Source organism: Mycolicibacterium sp. lyk4-40-TYG-92 (assembly GCF_030209435.1).
Lineage (GTDB): Bacteria > Actinomycetota > Actinomycetes > Mycobacteriales > Mycobacteriaceae > Mycobacterium.
In genome coordinates, this window is sequence record NZ_JARVRX010000001.1 from 121,778 (window position 1) to 141,234 (window position 19,457).

General features: G+C 67.2%; 19 protein-coding genes. 8 read left to right on the top strand and 11 right to left on the bottom strand.

Translation table 11 applies throughout. The annotated features are described in order from the left end of the window. Positions 1–11: 11 nt before the first annotated feature. Genes QRN63_RS00600 through prpD form a run of 4 tightly spaced genes read right to left on the bottom strand, consistent with a single transcriptional unit; the run spans position 12 to position 6,946 of the window. On the bottom strand, positions 12–3,407 hold the full coding sequence (locus tag QRN63_RS00600) for a pyruvate carboxylase (protein ID WP_285028823.1): 3,396 nt from the start codon (positions 3,405–3,407) through the stop codon (positions 12–14). Continuing rightward, on the bottom strand, positions 3,400–4,527 hold the full coding sequence (locus tag QRN63_RS00605; RefSeq protein ID WP_285028824.1) for a bifunctional 2-methylcitrate synthase/citrate synthase: 1,128 nt from the start codon (positions 4,525–4,527) through the stop codon (positions 3,400–3,402). Before QRN63_RS00605 ends, QRN63_RS00600 begins: the two co-directional genes overlap by 8 nt. After that, positions 4,524–5,444, bottom strand: a complete 921-nt coding sequence (gene prpB, locus QRN63_RS00610) for a methylisocitrate lyase (RefSeq protein ID WP_285028825.1) — start codon at positions 5,442–5,444, stop codon at positions 4,524–4,526. Before prpB ends, QRN63_RS00605 begins: the two co-directional genes overlap by 4 nt. Continuing rightward, positions 5,441–6,946, bottom strand: coding sequence for a 2-methylcitrate dehydratase PrpD (prpD, locus tag QRN63_RS00615; protein WP_285028826.1), 1,506 nt, complete (start codon positions 6,944–6,946; stop codon positions 5,441–5,443). The genes prpB and prpD overlap by 4 nt, the downstream gene beginning before the upstream one ends. 110 nt (positions 6,947–7,056) lie before the next feature. On the opposite strand from prpD, the gene QRN63_RS00620 reads away from it, so the two are divergent. The 4 genes from QRN63_RS00620 to QRN63_RS00635 all read left to right on the top strand — a co-directional run bounded on the left by QRN63_RS00620 (position 7,057) and on the right by QRN63_RS00635 (position 10,339). Then, positions 7,057–8,481 carry a short-chain fatty acyl-CoA regulator family protein gene (locus QRN63_RS00620; RefSeq protein WP_285029658.1) on the top strand — a complete coding sequence of 475 codons (1,425 nt, stop codon included), beginning with the start codon at positions 7,057–7,059 and terminating at the stop codon, positions 8,479–8,481. Positions 8,482–8,597: 116 nt separating this feature from the next. After that, on the top strand, positions 8,598–9,065 hold the full coding sequence (locus QRN63_RS00625; RefSeq protein ID WP_267320283.1) for a DUF4334 domain-containing protein: 468 nt from the start codon (positions 8,598–8,600) through the stop codon (positions 9,063–9,065). 66 nt (positions 9,066–9,131) lie between these two features. Continuing rightward, positions 9,132–9,683: a TetR/AcrR family transcriptional regulator gene (locus tag QRN63_RS00630; RefSeq protein ID WP_285028827.1), complete on the top strand. Its 552-nt coding sequence runs from the start codon at positions 9,132–9,134 to the stop codon at positions 9,681–9,683. After that, positions 9,680–10,339: a (2Fe-2S)-binding protein gene (locus tag QRN63_RS00635; RefSeq protein WP_285028828.1), complete on the top strand. Its 660-nt coding sequence runs from the start codon at positions 9,680–9,682 to the stop codon at positions 10,337–10,339. The genes QRN63_RS00630 and QRN63_RS00635 overlap by 4 nt, the downstream gene beginning before the upstream one ends. On the opposite strand, the gene QRN63_RS00640 is transcribed toward QRN63_RS00635, so the two are convergent. Both QRN63_RS00640 and mhuD read right to left on the bottom strand, forming a co-directional pair. Next, positions 10,305–11,657: a serine hydrolase gene (locus QRN63_RS00640; RefSeq protein ID WP_502888059.1), complete on the bottom strand. Its 1,353-nt coding sequence runs from the start codon at positions 11,655–11,657 to the stop codon at positions 10,305–10,307. The two genes, QRN63_RS00635 and QRN63_RS00640, sit on opposite strands and share 35 nt — an antisense overlap. After that, the gene (gene mhuD, locus QRN63_RS00645) at positions 11,632–11,949 is read right to left on the bottom strand and encodes a mycobilin-forming heme oxygenase MhuD (RefSeq protein ID WP_020100898.1); all 318 of its coding nucleotides are present in this window, start codon (positions 11,947–11,949) and stop codon (positions 11,632–11,634) included. Before mhuD ends, QRN63_RS00640 begins: the two co-directional genes overlap by 26 nt. 55 nt (positions 11,950–12,004) lie before the next feature. Between mhuD and QRN63_RS00650 the strand changes: the two genes are divergently transcribed. Then, positions 12,005–12,763 (top strand): alpha/beta fold hydrolase, encoded by a 759-nt coding sequence (locus QRN63_RS00650; RefSeq protein WP_285028829.1) that lies wholly within the window; start codon positions 12,005–12,007, stop codon positions 12,761–12,763. On the opposite strand, the gene QRN63_RS00655 is transcribed toward QRN63_RS00650, so the two are convergent. Then, positions 12,764–12,964 carry a hypothetical protein gene (locus QRN63_RS00655; protein ID WP_267320278.1) on the bottom strand — a complete coding sequence of 67 codons (201 nt, stop codon included), beginning with the start codon at positions 12,962–12,964 and terminating at the stop codon, positions 12,764–12,766. It abuts the gene before it with no gap. Positions 12,965–13,035: 71 nt separating this feature from the next. On the opposite strand from QRN63_RS00655, the gene QRN63_RS00660 reads away from it, so the two are divergent. Next, positions 13,036–14,010: a GlxA family transcriptional regulator gene (locus QRN63_RS00660; RefSeq protein WP_267320277.1), complete on the top strand. Its 975-nt coding sequence runs from the start codon at positions 13,036–13,038 to the stop codon at positions 14,008–14,010. Here QRN63_RS00660 and QRN63_RS00665 read toward each other — a convergent pair. After that, entirely contained in the window at positions 14,007–14,351 is a 345-nt protein-coding gene (locus QRN63_RS00665; RefSeq protein ID WP_285028830.1) for a hypothetical protein, read from the bottom strand. The genes QRN63_RS00660 and QRN63_RS00665 overlap by 4 nt on opposite strands. A 98-nt stretch (positions 14,352–14,449) precedes the next feature. Continuing rightward, positions 14,450–15,337, bottom strand: coding sequence for an iron-sulfur binding domain-containing protein (locus QRN63_RS00670; RefSeq protein ID WP_285028831.1), 888 nt, complete (start codon positions 15,335–15,337; stop codon positions 14,450–14,452). Between the two features lie 37 nt (positions 15,338–15,374). On the opposite strand from QRN63_RS00670, the gene QRN63_RS00675 reads away from it, so the two are divergent. Further along, complete coding sequence (locus QRN63_RS00675) at positions 15,375–15,992, top strand: carbonic anhydrase (protein WP_267320274.1); 618 nt, start codon at positions 15,375–15,377, stop codon at positions 15,990–15,992. Between the two features lie 95 nt (positions 15,993–16,087). Next, the gene (locus QRN63_RS00680) at positions 16,088–16,888 is read left to right on the top strand and encodes a hypothetical protein (protein WP_285028832.1); all 801 of its coding nucleotides are present in this window, start codon (positions 16,088–16,090) and stop codon (positions 16,886–16,888) included. Between the two features lie 2 nt (positions 16,889–16,890). On the opposite strand, the gene disA is transcribed toward QRN63_RS00680, so the two are convergent. Together disA and radA are read right to left on the bottom strand one after the other, a co-directional pair. Beyond that, positions 16,891–18,012, bottom strand: coding sequence for a DNA integrity scanning diadenylate cyclase DisA (gene disA / locus QRN63_RS00685; RefSeq protein ID WP_267320272.1), 1,122 nt, complete (start codon positions 18,010–18,012; stop codon positions 16,891–16,893). A gap of 33 nt (positions 18,013–18,045) precedes the next feature. Then, positions 18,046–19,440, bottom strand: coding sequence for a DNA repair protein RadA (gene radA / locus QRN63_RS00690; protein WP_285028833.1), 1,395 nt, complete (start codon positions 19,438–19,440; stop codon positions 18,046–18,048). Between the last annotated feature and the right edge of the window lie 17 nt (positions 19,441–19,457).

A 19,457-nucleotide genomic window follows, 5' to 3' on the forward strand; every position in this document is an offset into this window, starting at 1 on the left:
CGTGGCCTGGATCAGCTGACCACCACAAGCAGGTCGTTGCCCTCGACACTTGCGGTGGGCGCCACCGCAATCCGCTCGACGGTGCCGGCCTTTGGCGACGTGATCGCGGCTTCCATCTTCATCGCTTCGATGGTTGCCACCGTCTGACCGGCGTTCACGGCATCCCCGACAGCTATCCCGATCGTCACGACACCCGCGAAGGGCGCGGCGATGTGATCGGGGTTGCCTCGGTCAGCCTTGTCCGCAGCGGGCACGGCGCTGTCGATCGACCTGTCCCGCACCTGGATCGGGCGCAGCTGTCCGTTCAGCAGGCACAGCACGGTCCGCATCCCACGATCATCGGGTTCGGAGACGGCCTCCAGCCCGATGAGCAGTTCGACGCCCTTCTCCAACTTGACCCGGTGCTCCTCGCCGCGCCGCAGCCCGTAGAAGAACTGGTTGGCGCTCAGGCTGGAGGTGTCGCCGAACCGCTCTCGGTGCGAGAGGAATTCGCGGGTCGGCCCGGGGAACAGCAAGCGGTTGAGGGCGGCGCGGCGGGTTGGTCCGGGTTGGGCGAGTTCGGTGTAGTCCTGGGGCGTCAGTTCGGCACTTGGCTTCTGCTGTGCGCGACCTTGAAGGGCCTTGGTGCGCAACGGCTCCGGCCAGCCACCGGCCGGATCGCCGAGTTCGCCGCGGAAGAAGCCGATCACCGACTCCGGAATGTCGTAGCGATCGGGATCGGCTGCGAACTCCTCGGCACTGATCCCGGCGCCGGCCAGCGCCAGCGCCAGGTCACCGACCACCTTGCTCGACGGGGTCACCTTCACGAGTCGGCCCAGGATGTGATCCGCTCCGGCGTAAGCGTTCTCGATGTCCTCGAACCGGCCGCCCAGCCCGAGCGCGACGGCCTGGGTGCGGAGATTGCTGAGCTGCCCGCCCGGGATCTCGTGGGAGTACACGCGGCCCGTCGGCGCCGGCAGACCGGCTTCGAACGGCGCGTACACCCGGCGTAGCGCTTCCCAGTAGGGTTCCAGTTCACAGACATTGGCCAGCGACAGCCCGGTGTCGTGCTCGGTGTGTGCCGCTGCCGCGACGATCGAACTCAACGCAGGCTGGCTGGTGGTGCCGGCCAGGGGAGCCGCAGCACCGTCGACAGCCGAGGCGCCTGCCTGCCAGGCGGCAAGGTACGTCGCCAGCTGGCCACCCGGGGTGTCGTGCGTGTGGACGTGCACGGGCAGATCGAACCGGGACCGCAACGACGACACCAGGGTTGCCGCCGCCGGCGGTCGCAGCAGACCCGCCATGTCCTTGATGGCCAGCACGTGCGCGCCGGCGTCGACGATCTGCTCGGCCAGCTTGAGCCAGTAGTCCAGCGTGTACAGCGTCTCGTTCGGATCGGACAGATCGCCGGTGTAGGACATCGCCACTTCGGCCACCGCGCAGCCGGTTTCACGCACGGCATCGATCGCCGGGCGCATCGATTCCACGTTGTTCAGCGCGTCGAAGATCCGGAAGATATCGACGCCCGTGGCCGTGGCTTCCTGCACGAACGCCGACGTGACCGACACCGGATAGGGCGTGTAGCCGACGGTGTTGCGCCCCCGTAGCAGCATCTGCAGGCAGATGTTGGGCATTGCCTCCCGCAGTGCGGCGAGGCGTTCCCATGGGTCCTCCTTCAGGAACCGAAGTGCCACATCGTAAGTCGCGCCGCCCCAGCATTCGACTGACAGCAGCTCGGGCATCATCCGCGCCACGTAGGGGGCCACCTTGACCAGGCCCGAAGTACGTACCCGGGTGGCCAGCAGCGACTGGTGGGCGTCGCGGAATGTGGTGTCGGTGACCCACAGTCGCGGCGATTCCCGCAGCGCTGCTGCAAATCGCCCCGGACCCAACTCGGTCAGCAGCTGCTTGCTGCCCGCCGGTGCCGGAGCCGACAGGTCGATCGCCGGGAGCTTGTCCCGCGGATACACCGCGGACTGCCGCACGCCGTGTGGGTTGTTGACGGTGACATCGGCGAGGTAGTTGAGAATGCGGGTGCCGCGATCCTCTGGGATATGCGCGGTCAACAGCTGCGGCCGCTCGTCGATGAACGACGTCGACACATGGCCCGCGGCGAAGTCAGGGTCGTCCAGAACCGCTTGCAGGAAGGGGATGTTCGTCGACACCCCGCGGATGCGGAACTCGGCAAGAGCACGGCGAGCGCGCCTGACCGCGGTCGCGAAGTCGTGACCCCGGCAGGTGAGTTTGACCAACATCGAGTCGAAATGCGCACTGATCTCGGCGCCGACATGGGTGCCGCCGTCCAATCGGACTCCGGCGCCGCCGGGACTGCGGTAGGCGGTGATCCGGCCGGTGTCCGGGCGGAACCCGTTGGCGGGGTCTTCGGTGGTGATTCGGCACTGCATGGCCGCGCCACGGATCCGGACGCTGTCCTGACTCAGCCCGAGGTCCGAGAGCGACTGTCCGGCCGCGATCCGCAACTGGGATGCCACCAGGTCCACATCGGTGATCTCCTCGGTCACCGTGTGCTCCACCTGAATCCGGGGATTGCATTCGATGAACACGTGGTGGCCACGCTCGTCGAGCAGGAACTCGATGGTGCCGGCGCAGAAGTACCGGATCTGACGCGCGAATGCCACTGCGTCCGAACAGATACGGGCCCGTAGCTCGTCACTCACGTTCGGCGCCGGCGCCAGTTCGATGACCTTCTGGTGTCGCCGCTGCACACTGCAGTCGCGCTCGAAGAGGTGGATCACCTCGCCGGTGCCGTCGGCCAGGATCTGTACCTCGATATGGCGGGGATTGAGTACTGCCTGCTCGAGGTAGACCATCGGGTCGCCGAATGCCGATTCTGCTTCGCGTGAGGCCGCCTCGACGGCCTCGGCCAGATCGGCGGGCTCGGAGACGCGCCGCATGCCGCGGCCGCCGCCGCCGGAGACCGCCTTGACGAACAGCGGAAAATCCATATCGGCTGCGGCCGTGAGCAGTTCGTCGACCGATGCCGATGGCTCGGACGAGGTGAGCACCGGCAGCCCGGCGGCGCGGGCCGCCGCGATGGCGCTGGCCTTGTTGCCGGCGAGCTCCAGCACGTCGGCGCTGGGGCCGACGAACGTGATGCCGGCGGCAGCGCAGGCCGACGCCAATTCCGGGTTCTCCGAAAGGAATCCGTACCCGGGGTAGACGGCGTCGGCGCCGGACAGCTGGGCGACGCGGATGATCTCGGGCACCGTGAGGTAGGCGCGTACCGGGTGGCCGGGTTCGCCGATCTGGTAGGACTCGTCGGCCTTCAGCCGGTGTGGGGAGTTCCGGTCCTCGTGTGCGTACACTGCCACGGTCGCGATGCCCATTTCGTAGGCGGCCCGGAAGGCCCGGATCGCGATCTCACCACGATTGGCGACGAGGACTTTGTGGATCGCGTGCTCAGGCAATGGATCGCTGCGGTTGGCCCGAGTATTCGCTCAGGGGACGGATCAGGGCGTTCGACGCCGCCTGCTCCATGATGTGCGCGGTCCAGCCGGTGATGCGGCTCATCACGAAAAGGGGGGTGAACACGGGGATGTCGAATCCCATGAGGTAGTAGGCCGGGCCCGTCGGGAAGTCGAGGTTCGGCTTGATCTTGGTGGCGGCGAACATCTCCCGCTCCAGCACGTTGTAGATGTCCAGCCACTGCTGGCCTCCGCGGGCCTGCACCACCCGCTCGAAGGCGGCTTTCATGGTCGGCACGCGCGAGTCGCCGTTCTTGTAGACCCGGTGCCCGAAGCCCATGACCTTGTCTTTACGGGACAGCTTGCCGTGCAACCATTTCGCGGCATTGTCGGCGGAGCCGATCTCCAGCATGTCGTGCATGACGGCTTCGTTCGCGCCGCCGTGCAGGCAGCCCTTGAGGGCCCCGATGGCAGCGGTGACGGCACTGTAGATGTCCGACTGGGTCGAGGTCACCACCCGGGCTGCGAAGGTCGACGCGTTGAAGCTGTGTTCGGCGTACAGCACCATCGACTGACTGAATGCTTCGACGATCGCCGGCTCGGGCACCTCACCGAAGCACATGTTCAGGAAGTTCTCGGCGTAGCCCAGATGGCTGTGTGGCGCGATGAGCGAAAGTCCTTGTCGGCGCCGGATATCGGCGGCGACGATGGTGGGCAGTACGGCGAACATCCGCAGCGACTTGGCGTAGTTGGCAGTCGGCGTGCTGACGTCCTCCTCGGGGTCTTCGGCACCCAGGTAGCTGATCGCGGTGCGCACCACATCCATCGGGTGGCAGCTCTCCGGCAGCTTGGCCAGTAGCGAGTACATCGACCGGTCGACCCGGCGGGATGCACGCTCGCGCTGGCAGAACATCGCCAGCTCCTGGTCGGTCGGGAGCTCGCCGTGCCAGAGCAGGTAGGCAACCTGCTCGAACGAGCAGCGCGCCGCCAGATCCTGCACCGGATATCCCCGGTAGGTCAGGCTGTTGGTCTCGGGTACGACCTTGGAGATCGCGGTGGTGTCGACGACGACGCCGGCGAGACCCTTGTAGATGCGCGGCGCCTCAGGTGCGGTGGTGGTCATGCTTTCACGTCCTGGAGGGTGAAGTTGAAGATGTCTGAATCGAATTCGTTGTATTCGGCATAGCGCAGCAGCTGGTACAGCCGGCTGCGGTGCTGCATCTGGCCGAGCAGCCCGGCCTGTGTTCCGGCGGAGTGGATTTCGCTTAGGCCGACCTCGACCGCGTACATCGCCAGGCGCAACGTGGTGACGGGGTAGATCACCATGTTGTAGCCGATGTCGGACAACTGCTTGGCCGTGACCAGTTCGGACTTGCCGAACTCGGTCATGTTGGCCAGCAATGGGGTATCGACCGCGGCCCGGAAGCGCTCGAATTCATCTGGGGTGGACAGCGCCTCGGTGAAGATCAGGTCGGCGCCGGCATCGGCGTAGGCCTTCGCCCGGTCGATGGCGGAGTCGATGCCCTCGATGCCCGCGGCGTCGGTTCTGGCACAGATGATGAAGTTGGGGTCCCGGCGGGCAGCAATCGCCGCACGCAGCCGCTTGATCATCTCGGCGGCGGGCACCACGGCCTTGCCGTCCAGGTGGCCGCAGCGCTTCGGGTTCACCTGGTCCTCGAGGTGGCAACCGGCCAGCCCGGCATCCTCGAGGATGGTGATGGTGCGGGCGGCACTCATCGGTTCGCCGAAGCCGGTGTCGGCGTCGACCAGCGTGGGCAGGTCTGTGGCAGCGGCGATCTGGGCGCTGCGTCCGGCCACCTCACTCAGGGTGGTCAGCCCGATGTCGGGCAGCCCCAGATCGGCCGACAGCACCGCGCCCGAGACGTAGACCCCCTCGAATCCAATCTCGGACACCAGCTTTGCCACCAGCGGCGAGAAAGCACCCGGATAGCGTTGCAGCTGGCCGGAGTTCAGGCCGGTCCGAAGCTGCGTGCGTTTGGCAGCGGCCGAGACCGTCGAACCCAGCAGACCCGCGCTCATCGGAAAATCCCCGATGGGATCGTCGGAGCCTTGTCCAAGACGACCTGCTCGACCCGCAGGTTGAGCGCGTCGAGCGTGCCGGGCTTGAGGGTCGAGAGGCCGTCGACGACGGTCAGGAACCGCTGCTGCTCGGTCTCGGCGATGACGCCGTCGGCCAGAGTGGTGAACTTGTTGCGGTACTGCTCGCGCTCGAAGGGGCGGGCGCCCAACGGGTGTGCGTCGGCCACGGCCAGTTCGTCGACGATCACCTCACCGCTCTTGAGCGTCACCACGGCACGAGCGCCAAAAGCCTTCTCCGCCGGGTCATTCGAGTGGTAGCGCCGGGTCCATTCCGGGTCGTCGACGGTGGAGATCTTGTTCCACAGCTCGATGGTGTCCGGGCGGTGGGCGCGCTCGGGGGCGTACGACCGCTCGTGGTGCCACTCGCCGTCCTGCAGCGCGACCGCGAAGATGTACATGACCGAGTGGTCCAGGGTCTCGCGCGAGGCATCCGGGTCGAACTTCTGCGGATCGTTCGAGCCGGTCCCGATCACCACGTGGGTGTGGTGGCTGGTGTGCAGCACGATGGTGGCGATCTGGTCGAGATCGCCGATGCGCGAACGCATCCGGCGAGCGAGGTCGATCGGCGCCTGGCTCTGGTACTCGGCGCTGTGCTCCTTGGTGTACGTGTCCAGGATGGCGTGCTTCGGTTCACCGGCCTCGGGCAACGGCACCTGGTAGGTGTGCTCGGGACCCGACAACAGCCAGGCGATCACGCCGTCCTCGCCCTCCCAGATCGGAGCCGGCGAGCCCTCGCCGCGCATGGCGCGGTCGACGGCCTCGATGGCGACCTTGCCGGCCAGCGCCGGGGCGTAGGCCTTCCAGCTGGAGATCAGGCCCTTGCGCGACTGCCGGGTTGCGGTGGTCAGGTGCAGGGCCTGGCCGATCGCGTCGTAGATGGTCTCCGGAGATAGCCGCAGCATGGTGCCGATGCCGGCGGCCACCGCGGGTCCGAGGTGGGCGACGTGGTCGATCTTGTGCTCGTGCAAGCAGATTCCCTTGACCAGGTCGACCTGTACCTCGTACGCGGTGGCGATGCCACGGATCAGGTCACTGCCGCGGACGTCGAGCTGCTGGGCGACCGCGACGAGGGCCGGGATGTTGTCGCCCGGGTGCGAGTACTCGGCGGCCAGGAAGGTGTCGTGAAAGTCGAGTTCGCGCACGGCGACCCCGTTGGCCCACGCGGCCCACTCGGGGGAGTAGCTGCCGTCGATGCCGAACACGGTGGCGCCGCGTTGGGTGCGGTGCGCCTGGGCCTGGGTACGCGCGACCGTGACGGGACGCCGGATGACCGACGCAGCGGAGACGGCGGCGTTGTCGATGATGCGGTTGATGACCATCGCCTCGACCTCGGGAGCTACGTCGACGGGGTCGGCCGCGATCTCGGCGATCTTCCAGGCCAGGTGGTCCGAACGGGGGAAGTCTTCGGCACTGCGTCGGGTCCGTACCTCGTGTGTCTGCATGTTTCGCACGCTACGCAGTGTCACGGTCGGTCGAAAGTCCCTGTAAATGCGTAATCTTGTGTCCTTGTACCCGGAAGTTTGCGAACTTTGTGTAAGTGGCCGGGGTTACGCTGACCACAGTGGCAAAGACATTCGTGGGCGCCCGTCTGCGACGGCTGCGCGAGGAACAAGGCCTGACTCAGGTCGCGCTGGCGCGCGCCCTCGATTTGTCGACCAGCTACGTCAACCAGCTGGAAAATGACCAGCGGCCGGTGACCGTGCCGGTGCTGCTGACGCTGGCCGAACGGTTCGACCTGCCGACCAATTACTTCGCGCCCGATTCGGATGCCCGGCTGGTTTCCGACCTGCGCGAGATTCTCGCCGACACATCGGCGACCGCCGGTCAGATCGAAGAACTCGTGGCCAGGATGCCGGCCGTCGGGCAGATGCTGGTGAGTATGAATCGCCGATTGTTCGACACCACAACGGAACTCGACGCGATGCACACCCGGGCCAACGTCGATTCGTCGGTGTCCGTGCAACAGCCGATGCCGTTCGAGGAAGTGCGGGACTTCTTCTACGACCGCAAGAACTACGTCGGTGAGCTCGATGAGGCAGCGGAGTCACTGTTCGCCGAACGTCACATGCGCCTCGGCGGTCTCGACGCTCAGCTGGCGGGCCTGCTGGCCGACGACTTCGGCGTCACCGTGGTGATCGACGACGGTGACGCCTTGGGCCCCAATACCCAACGGTCCTACCGGCCGGATACGGGCGTGTTGTACATCGCGCGCTGGCTGCATCCCGGGCAACGGGCCTTCCAGCTGGCCACCCAGGTGGCCTTGCTGCGCCATTCCGATCTGATCTCCGCCATCGTGGCCACTGCCGACCAACTCAGCTCCGAGGCAGAAGAAGTCGCACGCATCGGGCTGGCCAACTACTTCGCCGGCGCCCTGCTGCTGCCGTACCGGATGTTTCTGGGTGCGGCCGAAGAATTGCGTTACGACGTAGATCAATTGGCGCGCCGGTTCGAGGTCGGCTTCGAGACCATCTGCCACCGTCTCTCGACGCTGCAGCGGCCGGATGCACGTGGTGTGCCCTTCATCTTCGTCCGCACCGACAGCGCGGGGAACATTTCGAAGCGGCAGTCCGCCACCGCATTTCACTTCTCCCGGGTGGGCGGCAACTGTCCGTTGTGGGTGGTTCACCATGCGTTCGAGCGGCCTGGCGAGTTCATGACCCAGGTGGCGCAGATGCCCGACAGCCGGTCGTACTTCTGGATCGCCCGCACCACGTCGTCTGACCCGAGCCGATATCGCGGCCCCCGCAAGCGTTTTGCCATCGGACTGGGTTGCGACCTGGTCCATGCCGAGAAGCTGATCTACGCGGCGGGAATCGATCTGACCGACCCGGACGCGGCGGTGCCGATCGGGGCGGGCTGCAAGATCTGCGACCGCCCGGCGTGCCCGCAGCGGGCTTTTCCCTATGTCGGCCGTCCCGTGCACGTCGATCCCCACAACAGCAGCGACCTGCCGTACTCGCCCGCCGGGCCGGCGTAGTCGCCTTTCATTTTTCTTCACGCTGGGCGCCCTGAACTTCGCCGACACACCCCTTGCCGAACCAATTGGTTTGGAAGTACGGTTGGTTATCCGAACCAACTGACTTGGGAGTGCTCGTGAACATCGAAACCGCACGGAGCCGTTTTGCCGAACTTCGGGGCCAGTCGGTTGTCGATACCGCGGAACTCGACGAGATCTGGTCGGCGTTGGACGCCGTTCGTGCCGAGGACGTGGTCGGGCACTGGAAGGGCGACGAGTTCAACACCGGGCACAAGATGAACGGTCAGCTCCGGGCTGCGCGCTGGTACGGAAAGTTCTTCGATTCGGTCAACGACGTCGAGCCGATCGTCTGCTATGACGAATCGGGGCAGCTGTTCTCGAACCATGAGCTGAGCCGCGGCGGTGCGTCGTTGTGGGACATCGAGTTCCGCGGCGAGACCACCGCGACCATGGTCTACGACGGGCAGCCGGTCTTCGATCACTTCAAGCGCGTCGACGCCAACACGCTGATGGGCATCATGAACGGAAAGCGCCAGCGCAACGGCGCCGACTTCCTGTACTTCATCCTCGAACGCGACGCCTGAGCACGCGCCGGTGTTAGCCTGTTAGGCGCTATGAGGGCGGCCGGACATGCAACACGTGAGCGCATCATGGTTGCCGCCAAAGCGGAGTTCTCTGCCCTCGGGTTTGCCGGTGCGCGGCTGAATCGCATTGCCGCCGAAGCCAATGCCAGCAAGGAACGGCTGTACAGCTACTTCCCGAGCAAGCAGAAGCTGTTCGAGGCCGTCGTGGAGCAGTGGATTCAGGACGCCCCCTACGACACGATATTCAAGCCCGACGACGTCCCCGGGTACACCGTCGCGCTCTTCGATTACATGGTGGCCGATCCGGCCGGGGCCCGCTTGCAGCGCTGGATCGAGTTGGAGGCGGCCGACGGCATGTTCGGCGACCACGTGCTGCGGCGGATCTTCCAGTCGAAACTCGACCGGATCGCGGAGGCGCAGCAGACGGGCATCATCGATCCGTCGTGGCGCCCGATGGACCTGCTGGTCCTGCTCAACGACATGACATACGCCTTGGCGGCGGGCGGGTTCGGTATCGATCGCATCGTCGACCAGCCCATGTCAGCGGAGACCATCGCCGAACGTCGGGCCGCTGCCGCTGAAGCTGCTCGTCGCTTGGTTCAGCAACCCCCGCGGTGACGGACCCCCTGGCCGCGTTCGGTCCTTTCTTTGCCGCGCAGCGGCACGCTGATTCGCCGACGGCGCCGTGGCGGCCGATGGCCGAGCTCAGCGACGATCCGGAGGCGTTGGCCGCCCGGGTGCACAAGGTCCGGGCCGCGCTGATGAGTAACGGCGAGCCGGAGCTGCGCGTTGCCGCGTCCGTCGCGCACCTGGGACTGGTGGCTCGACTGATCGCACCCATGATCGCTACCGCCGCCCTCGGGGAGCCGGTGTCCTGGTCATTGACCGACCTGGCGTGGCAGGACCAGTTGGGTGGCCCCTATCCGCTGTCGATCGCCGCGCAGCCGTCCGGTGGCGCCCCTGCCGTGGAGGTGCTCACGGACGCGTTCGGGCGGTTCGGTGTCAGCCCGAAAGTGTTGTGGGGCAACGTGGGATCGGCCGCCAACAGTGCGGCCCAGCAGATCGGCCGGGCCCGGCCGGACATGGCGGAGGCGGCGCGACGAGCGGCCGACGCGGTGCTCGCAGACCCCAGGATCGACGGGGGAGTGCTGCGGTCCGGGCCGGAGTTCCGGCGCAACAGCTGCTGCCTGATCTACCGACTGGCAAGCGACAAGGCGGCGTGCTGCGGTGACTGCGTGCTCACCGCACCGGGATCAGATCGAACGCCTGCTTGATGATGCTCAGGAGCCACTGCGCCGCCGTCTGACCCTTGAACGTCGGCCACGTCAGCTGGAAGTTCACGACCCACGGCTGGCCGGTGTGGTCGACGGCGTACCAGCTGAAGCCGAGGTCGCCCGGCAGGTTGCCGCCCTTGGAGCCCAGGTAGGGCCACTTGGTGCGATCCAGGTCGATGCCGGCGACCTTCGACATGATGTCCCGGACCGGCGCGGCGGCCCCGACAGCGGCGGCCTGCACCGCGACGTGCTCGCGGCAGATGTCGGCGGCGGTGCCATACCACTCGGCGCCGATGCTGGACGCCGGCGTGCGGGTACGGTACGGGTCGGGCTCGTACGGGCGCGAACTCACCTGCTGCAGCAGCGCCGTGCGCTGCGCCTTGTCGCCGTTCTTCCACTGGTCACGCACGTCGGGTTTGCCCCAGCCGATGGAGAACAGTTCGTGCATGGTCGGGTACGGCGTCAGGCTCGCCGGGTCGTGGTGTCCGGCGACCACGAGCGCCTCGTCGACCGCGGCCGGCCCGACCTTGTCGATCAGCATGTCGGTGGCCATGTTGTCGCTGACCGAGATCATCTGCTGGGCCGCCTCGTGGACCGTCACCTGCGTGCCCGGGGCCAGGTTGTCCATGCCGGCCGAACCGAGCTTCTTGCCTTCAGCGGTGACGGTGACCTTGTCGTCCCAGTTGAGGGTGCCGGCCGACACTGCGCGCGCAACGGCAAGCAGCACATAGATTTTCATGATCGACGCCAGCGGCATCGGCTCGTCGACGTTGGTGCCGGCGACCTTGACGCACTTGCCGTCGACGACCTTGGCGACCTGGTACGAGTAGTGGGCGCCGGACTTCGCGATCGCCGCATCGACGTCGGCCCAGGACTTCACGGGCGGCGGACGCAGCGAGACCTCCATGCGGTCGACGGTGCCCTTGCCGTCGACATGCAGCTGGATGTCCTGGTTCACGCCGTAGGAGTTGGTGACGTGCAGGGTCGACTGCCCGGCGCCGATGTCGATGCCGGTGAGTTTGAACGGGCGGTCCCACCAGATCCACTTCATCCGGTAGGTGATGTCGTCCACCTGGTCGGGTGCGGCGAGCGTCTTCACCCCGGCCGGCTCGATGGACCAGTCCGAGTTCAGCATGTCCATCGTCTGGCGCGATCGCATGCCCTGCGGCGTGCTCATGTCGATCAGCGCGCCGTAGGCATCGCTCGATGGTGGCGCGACGGCTGCGGGCGTGGTGCTACAGCCACCCAAGACGACGATGACTGCGCCGGCCGCGGCCAGCGCAGTGGGGGTCTTATGCCTGCTGGCCCGAACCAGCAACGTCCAACACAACCTCGAATTCGAGAAGTGACGCTCCGGTGGCGACGGGGTTGGCCCGCTGCCCGGCGTGGGCCTCGACGGCCGGGCCGGTGGCCCAGGCCTGGAACGCCTCGTCGGACTCCCACTGCGTCACCACGAAGTAGCGGTTCTCGCCCTTGACCGGGCGGAGCAGCTGGAATCCGAGGAAGCCGGGCTGGCCGTCCACTGCGTGAGCGCGGTTCGCGAACCGCTTCTCCAATTCCGGGCCGGCGTTGGGCGGAACTTCGATCGCATTGATCTTCACCACAGGCATGTGGTTCAGGTTACCGCGCTGCCGCGCCAGGCAGGATGGGCGGCAATATAGGGCTATGACGACCGACCTGCTCGCCGCCCGGGGCGGCACCGGCGAGCCCATTGTGCTGGTGCATGGGTTGATGGGCCGCGGGACGACGTGGGACCGGCAGCTGCCCTGGTTGACCGAATTGGGCGAGGTCTATACGTACGACGCGCCGTGGCACCGCGGCCGCGGCGTCGACGACCCCGAGCCGATCAGCACCGAACGGTTCGTCGCCGACCTGGCCGCCGCGGTCGGTTCGCTGGGGCGCCCCGCGCGGCTTATCGGGCACTCGATGGGTGGGCTGCACAGCTGGTGTCTGGCCGCCGCCCGTCCGGAGCTGGTCACCGCTCTCGTCGTCGAGGACATGGCAGCGGATTTCGTCGGCTTCACCATCGGTGCCTGGGATCCGTGGACCCATTCGATTCCGGTCGAATTCGATTCGGCGCAGCAGGTTTTGGATCTTTTCGGGCCGATCGCCGGCCAATACTTCCTGGATGCGTTCGATCGCACCGAAACCGGCTGGCGGCTGCACGGCGAGGCCGGGCGCTGGGTGGCGATCGCCGCGGAGTGGGGCACCCGGGACTACTGGCAGCAATGGACGGCAGTGCGGGCGCCGACGCTGCTCATCGAGGCCGGCAACGGGGTCGCGCCGCCGGGGCAGATGCGCAAGATGGCCGAGATCGGGTACCGGACAACGTATTTGGAAGTTCCCGGAGCCGGCCACCTCGTGCACGACGACGCACCCGAGATCTACCGCCGCGCGGTCGAGGATTTTCTCGCGTCCGTCTGATTACTCGAATCGGGACCGCGCCGCGGCGAGATCGTGCGTGGCGCGGTCCAGGTCGCGGGAATCCCCGACATCGGTCCAGTCGAAGTTGCCGAAACCGTTGCGCGCACCGGGATTTCGGGTGATGGTGCTCAACACGGCGCCGAGTGCGAAGGGGGCCACCATGATCGCGACCATCGCTACCAGGGTCAGGATGGTGTTCATGCGTCAATTGTCGAATCGGGGGCAACCGAATAAACAGTGGCAGTTCGGACGGCATTCGATAAAATACTGCCATGATCAAGAGTGTCTCGGTCCTGGTGATGGACGGAGTGGCGCCGTTCGAGTTCGGCGTGGTGTGCGAGGTCTTCGGTATCGACCGGTCAGCCGACGGTGTGCCGAACTTCGATTTCAAGGTGTGCGGACCGGAAGCCGGGCGGCCCGTGCGGACGTCGGTCGGAGCCTCACTGGTGCCCGACCACGGCATCGACCAACTCCTGGGGGTCGACCTGGTCGCGATTCCGGCGGTGGCGGGCCCGGTCTATCCGCAGGCGGCGCTCGACGCCATCCGCAACGCCGCCGATTCCGGCTCGATGATCCTGACCATCTGCTCAGGGGCGTTCGTCGCGGGCGCAGCCGGGCTGCTCGACGGCCGTGCGTGCACCACGCACTGGATGCACGCGGACAAGCTGGCCCGCATGTTTCCCACCGCCCGCGTCGATCGTGACGTGCTGTTCGTCGACGACGGAAATCTGATCACCAGCGCGGGGACGGCGGCCGGTATCGACGCGTGCCTGCACCTGGTGCGCCGCGAGATGGGCAGCGAGATCACCAACAAGATCGCGCGCCGCATGGTGGTGCCGCCACAGCGCGAGGGCGGTCAGCGGCAGTTCATCGAGCAGCCCATCCCGGTGCGGTGTTCGGAAGGCTTTGCGCCGCATCTCGATTGGATTCTGACCAACTTGCGCCACCCGCACACGGTGGACAGCCTGGCCAAACGCGCCAGCATGTCCGGCCGGACGTTCGCGCGGCGCTTCGTCGAGGAGACCGGCCGGACCCCGATGCAGTGGGTCACCGATCAACGCGTGCTCTACGCCCGCAGGCTTTTGGAGGAGACGGATCTCGATGTCGATCGGGTGGCGGACAAGGCCGGATTTGGTACCGCAACCTTGCTGCGGCACCATTTCCGGCGCGTTGTCGGCGTCAACCCGTCCGACTACCGGCGGCGCTTCGCCTGTCCCAATCTGATTGCGCCGCAACCGGTTGACTAGCCCTGCGGCCTGCACTGCACGTTGACGTACACGGTGTCGAACTGGCCGGAGTTGATGCGCTGGCCCCGGCCGTCGATGTTGGAGCCGGTGAGCCCGTGCACGTCGGTCACCGAGCATGCGGACAGCGGCCCGGAGGTGCTGGTGTTGACCTGGACGTGGTAGCCGCGGGACTGCAGCTCGTTGATGGTGTCGACGGCCGAGCCGCCACCGGTCGGCAGCGCGGAGGCAGTGGCCGGGGCGAGAGTCGCGGCGGCGATTGCCGCTGCGGCAGCTCCGGCGATGACGAGGCCGCGGCGATTGTTGTTTGCTTTCTGTTCACCTGAAATTCGGTATGCGGTCATGCTTCCGTTCTATCCGAGGAGAACGGCATGTGGTAGCGACTCATGCCGTTCTCATTGGAAAGCGCGCGGTTTCATACCGTTCTCATTGAAACGGGGTTCTAGCGCTCGCCCTCACCGGCGAGCGCGTACCGGCCGTCCGCGGTCTGCTCGACCAGGCCGTCGACCAGCAGTGAGTCCAAAGCCCGGTCGCGTTGCGCGGTATCGGTGAGCCACGCCACGTCCAACTGTGCCCGCGTCACCGGAGTTGCGCTGCCGCGCAACACATCCAGCAGCCGGCCGCGGACCTGGCGGTCGGTCCCCGCATATCTCTGCACGGGGCGGGTAGGCGCGTCCAGTTCCGGATGGCCTGCGCTGCGCCACGCGCACATGGTCAGCGGGCACAGTCCGCATTTCGGTGCGCGGGCGGTGCAGACGATCGCGCCGAGTTCCATCAAGGCGGCCGAAAACACATGTGCCGTGCCATCTTCGGGCAGGAGTGCGGCGACGTCGTCCAGGTCGCGGGCGCGGGCCGGGGTGTCGGCCACGCCGCGAATCGCGCGTGCCACCACCCGGCGCACGTTGGTGTCGACCACCGGGACGTCCTGCTGATACGCGAAACATGCGACGGCCCTTGCGGTATAGGCGCCGACGCCCGGCAATGTCAGCAGTGTTTCCACGTCGCGGGGGACTTCGTCGCCGTGTTCGGTGGCGATGACCTCGGCGCACTCGTGTAACCGCTTGGCGCGGCGCGGGTAGCCCAACTTGCCCCACGCGCGCAGCACGTCGGCGGCGCCGGCCGCGGCGGTCGCGGACGGTGTGGGCCACCGGGCGATCCAGTCCCGCCAGATCGGTTCGACGCGCGACACCGGGGTCTGCTGCAACATGAATTCGCTGACCAGAATTTGCCACGCGGTGACATCCGGGGCCCGCCACGGCAGGTCGCGTCGTGCGGTGCGATACCAGCCCAGCAGCTCGTCGGCGGGTATGAGAATTTGCCCTGAACTCATTGCGCATCCGCTATGCGTGCAGGGCACAATGGGCGGCATGCCCAACTCGAACCCGATAAACGCGTGGAAAGCACTGAGAGAGGGTAACGAGCGATTCGTTGCCGGTGAACCAGCGCATCCCAGCCAGAGCATCGAGCGTCGGACGCAGTTGGCCGGCGGCCAGAAGCCGACCGCCGTGCTGTTCGGATGTGCCGACAGCCGCGTCGCCGCCGAGATCATCTTCGACCAGGGCCTCGGCGACATGTTCGTGGTGCGCACCGCGGGCCACGTCCTCGACTCCGCGGTGATCGGTTCGATCGAATACGCCGTCGCGGTCCTCGAAGTGCCGCTGATCGTCGTACTCGGCCACGACAGCTGTGGCGCCGTCAAAGCCACCATCACGGCGCTGGACGACGGCGCGGTGCCGGGCGGATACGTCCGCGACATCGTCGAGCGGGTCACCCCGTCGATCCTCGTCGGCCGCCGTGAGGGCCTCACAGAGGTCGACGAGCTCGAGGCAAAGCACGTCAACGAGACCGTGCGGTTGCTGAGCACCCGGTCCAGCGTGATCGCCGAGCGGCTGCAGTCGGGCAAGGTCGCGATCGTCGGCGCCACCTACCACCTGGCCGAGGGTCGGGTCACCAAGCGCGACCACGTCGGCGATATCGGCGAATAGTCCTCGAACTGGGGTGGCGAATACCACCCCAGTTCACAGACGACACGCCGCACCAGGTCAGAGCGCACCGCGTTTTGTGCCCTTACCGTGACAATGTGCCGGATCTCGAACCGCATGGCCCGCTGCCATCCCAGATCTATTGGCGTCGGCGGATGCTGGCCATCGGTGTCGGCGCAGTCGTCGTACTCCTCGTCGTGATCATCGGGGTCGTCGTCTTCAGCAACAGCACCGACGACTCCAAGCAGGCTCAGCCCACCGCGAAGACGTCGACGTCTGCGACGCCGCTCCCCGGCGAGACGCCCGGGGTGAAGAGTCCGATCGCGCCGCCGCCGAACGCGGCGCCGGCTCCGACGCCCACCCCGACGACTGCGGTCACCCCGCCGCCGGTGCTCAAGGCGGGCGACGACTGCCCGGACACCACGCTGGCGGCCAAGGGCATCACCAACCAGCCGACCTACGTGATCGGTGATCAGCCGAAGTTCACCATGGTGGTCACCAACATCGGCCTCGTCGAGTGCAAGCGTGACGTCGGTGCCGCGGTGCTGGCGGCATACGTCTATTCGCTGGACAACAACCGGCTGTGGTCCAACCTGGATTGCGCGCCGTCGAACGAGACCCTGGTCCGTGCCTTCAAGCCCGGCGAGCAGGTGACCACCGAGGTCACCTGGACCGGCATGGGCTCGGCGCCCAACTGCCCGCTGCCGCGTCAGGCGATCGGGCCGGGCACCTACAACCTGGTCGTCCAGCTGGGGAACCTGCGATCTGCTCCGGTGCCTTTCGTGCTGTCCGAGGCTCAGCAGCCCGGCCCGGGTGCACCGCCGGCAGGCGAGGCGCCGCCACCGGCGCCGGCCGCACCGGCACCCGGCGAGCCGACACTGCCCGGCCCCGCCAACTGATCTCAGGCCAGCCGGTCGGCAATCGTCGACTCGGCGAGCAGCGACAAACCCTCGCGGATGTGGCGGGCCCACATGGACCCGATGCCCTCCACCGACTGCAGGTCGTCGGCGCTCGCGGCGAGCAGGCCCTGTAGCGATCCGAACGACCGCACCAACAGGTCGACGTGTGCGAACTGCAGGCGCGGAATGCCGGCCATGGCCCGGTAGCCGCGCGAGCTCATCGCCGAATCCTGTGCTTCGGGCGTCGATGGATAGCCGAAAACCCTTGCGAGCGTGGTGAAATCGAGCAGTTCGTTGTCGCTGAGCGCGTCGAGCTCCTCGAGTGTCGCGGTCACCTGATCCGCGGTCGGCGGGTCGGGGTTGGCGTGGTAGTCGCGCACGATCAGTTCGCGGGCCGCGCCGTTGTCGCCGACCAGTTCATCGAGCTGCAGTTTGAGCTGACGCCCGTCGGTACCGAGCTCGACGACGTCGGCGTCGATCTCCAGGCTGATCCGACGGACCATCTCCATGCGCTGCACGACGGTCATGACATCGCGCAGCGTCACGAAGTCCTCGATCTCGGCCATCGACAGCTGCTTGCTGACCTCGTCGAGCCGGAACTTGTATCGCTCCAGCGTGGCGATTGTCTGGTTCGCGCGCGACAGGATGGTCGGAGTTTCCGGCACGACGTGCCGCTCGCCGGCCACGTACACGGTCACGATGCTCATCGAGTGGCTGACTGACACCACCGGGAAGCCGGTCTGGATGGCTGCGCGCTCGGCGGAGCGGTGCCGGGTGCCGGATTCGTCGGTGGGAATGGACGGGTCGGGCACCAGCTGCACGTTGGCCCGCAGGATGCGGGTGAGGTCGCTGGAGAGCACCACGGCGCCGTCCATCTTCGACAGCTCCCGCAGCCGGGTCGGTGCGAACCTGACGTCCAGCGGGAAGCCGCCGTCGCAGATGGCCTCCACGCTGTCGTCGTAGCCCAGCACGATCAGCCCGCCGGTGCGGCCGCGCAGGATGCGCTCGAGGCCGTCCCGCAGCGGCGTGCCGGGCGCCAGCTTGCCCAACGTCTCGCGCAGTGTCGGTCGGGCCAGATGCACGACGTTGCTGCGCCCGGCCCGGGTTCCCGCTTTCACCGACATCGGTGCACTCCTCGGTGGTTTTCCGGCCGGGCTCTACCCGGTCCGGTCCACATTCTCTGTGATCTTGCGTAACACCCGCAACGCCGCGGTGATGTTCTCGGCCGGCAGGACTCGAAGTCCGCGTGGCGGCGACTCGATTCCGGTGGGCACTACCGCAGTGGTGAAGCCGAGCCGGGTGGCCTCGGCGAGTCGGCGGTCCATACCGGTGACCCGGCGCAGATCACCCGCCAGGCCGACCTCGCCGATGGCGATCGCGGTGGCCGGCAGCGGCAGGTCGGTGTACGCCGATGCGATGGCCAGCGCGACCGCCAGATCCGAGGAGGGATCGGTCAGCCGCATACCGCCCACGGTGGACAGATAGATGTCGTTGGTGCCGACGGGCAGACGCGCCCGCTTCTCGAGCACCGCGGTGATCATGGCCGCCCGGGCCGAGTCGATGCCGCTGACCGCGCGGCGCGGTGACCCGGCCGACGGCGAGCCGATCAGCGCCTGCACCTCACCGATGAGCGGCCGCTTGCCATCGAGGCTGACGGTCACGGCGGTGCCGGACACCGGCGCCGGCCGTTGATCGAGGAAGAGCCCCGATGGGTCGGCGACGCACTCGATTCCGTTGTCGTGCAACATGAAACAGCCGACCTCATCGGCCGCGCCGAAGCGGTTCTTCACGCCGCGGACCATGCGCAGCGCCGAGGCGCGATCGCCCTCGAAGTGCAATACCACGTCCACCAGATGCTCCAGTGAGCGCGGCCCGGCGATGGCGCCGTCCTTGGTGACGTGGCCGACCAGAATCATCGCCATGCCCGTCGTCTTGGCCGCCATGGTGAGGGCGGTGGTGACGGCGCGGACCTGCGTGACGCCGCCCGTCACACCGTCGGCCTCGGCGGTCGACATGGTCTGCACCGAGTCCACCACCACCAGCGTGGGCTGAACCGCCTCGATGTGGCCGAGTGCGGTCTGCAGATCGGATTCGGCCGCCAGATAGACGTCGTCGTGCGTGCAGCCGGTGCGCTCGGCGCGCAACCGGATCTGCCCGGCCGATTCCTCGCCCGACAGATAGAGCGCACGCCGCCCCGACATGGCCCAGCGGTGTGCGACCTCGAGCAGCAGCGTCGACTTGCCGACGCCGGGATCACCGGCCAGCAGCGTCACCGAACCCGGCACCACACCGCCGCCCAGCACCCGGTCCAATTCACTGATCCCGGTGTGGAAGTGCCGGGTGGTGCCGGGATCGATGGAGCTGATCGGCACGGCGGGCGAGGCCGGTGCGACGGCGCGGTGCGTCGCGGGAGTCAGAGAGCTGAGTACGGCGACTTCGTTGACCGTGCCCCAGGTGCCGCAGTCGGGGCAGCGGCCCACCCATTTCGCCGTGGTGTGCTGACACTCCGAGCAGCGAAACTGCGAACGTACTTTCGAACCGGTTCTGGCCATGCCGCGACGGTAGTCGC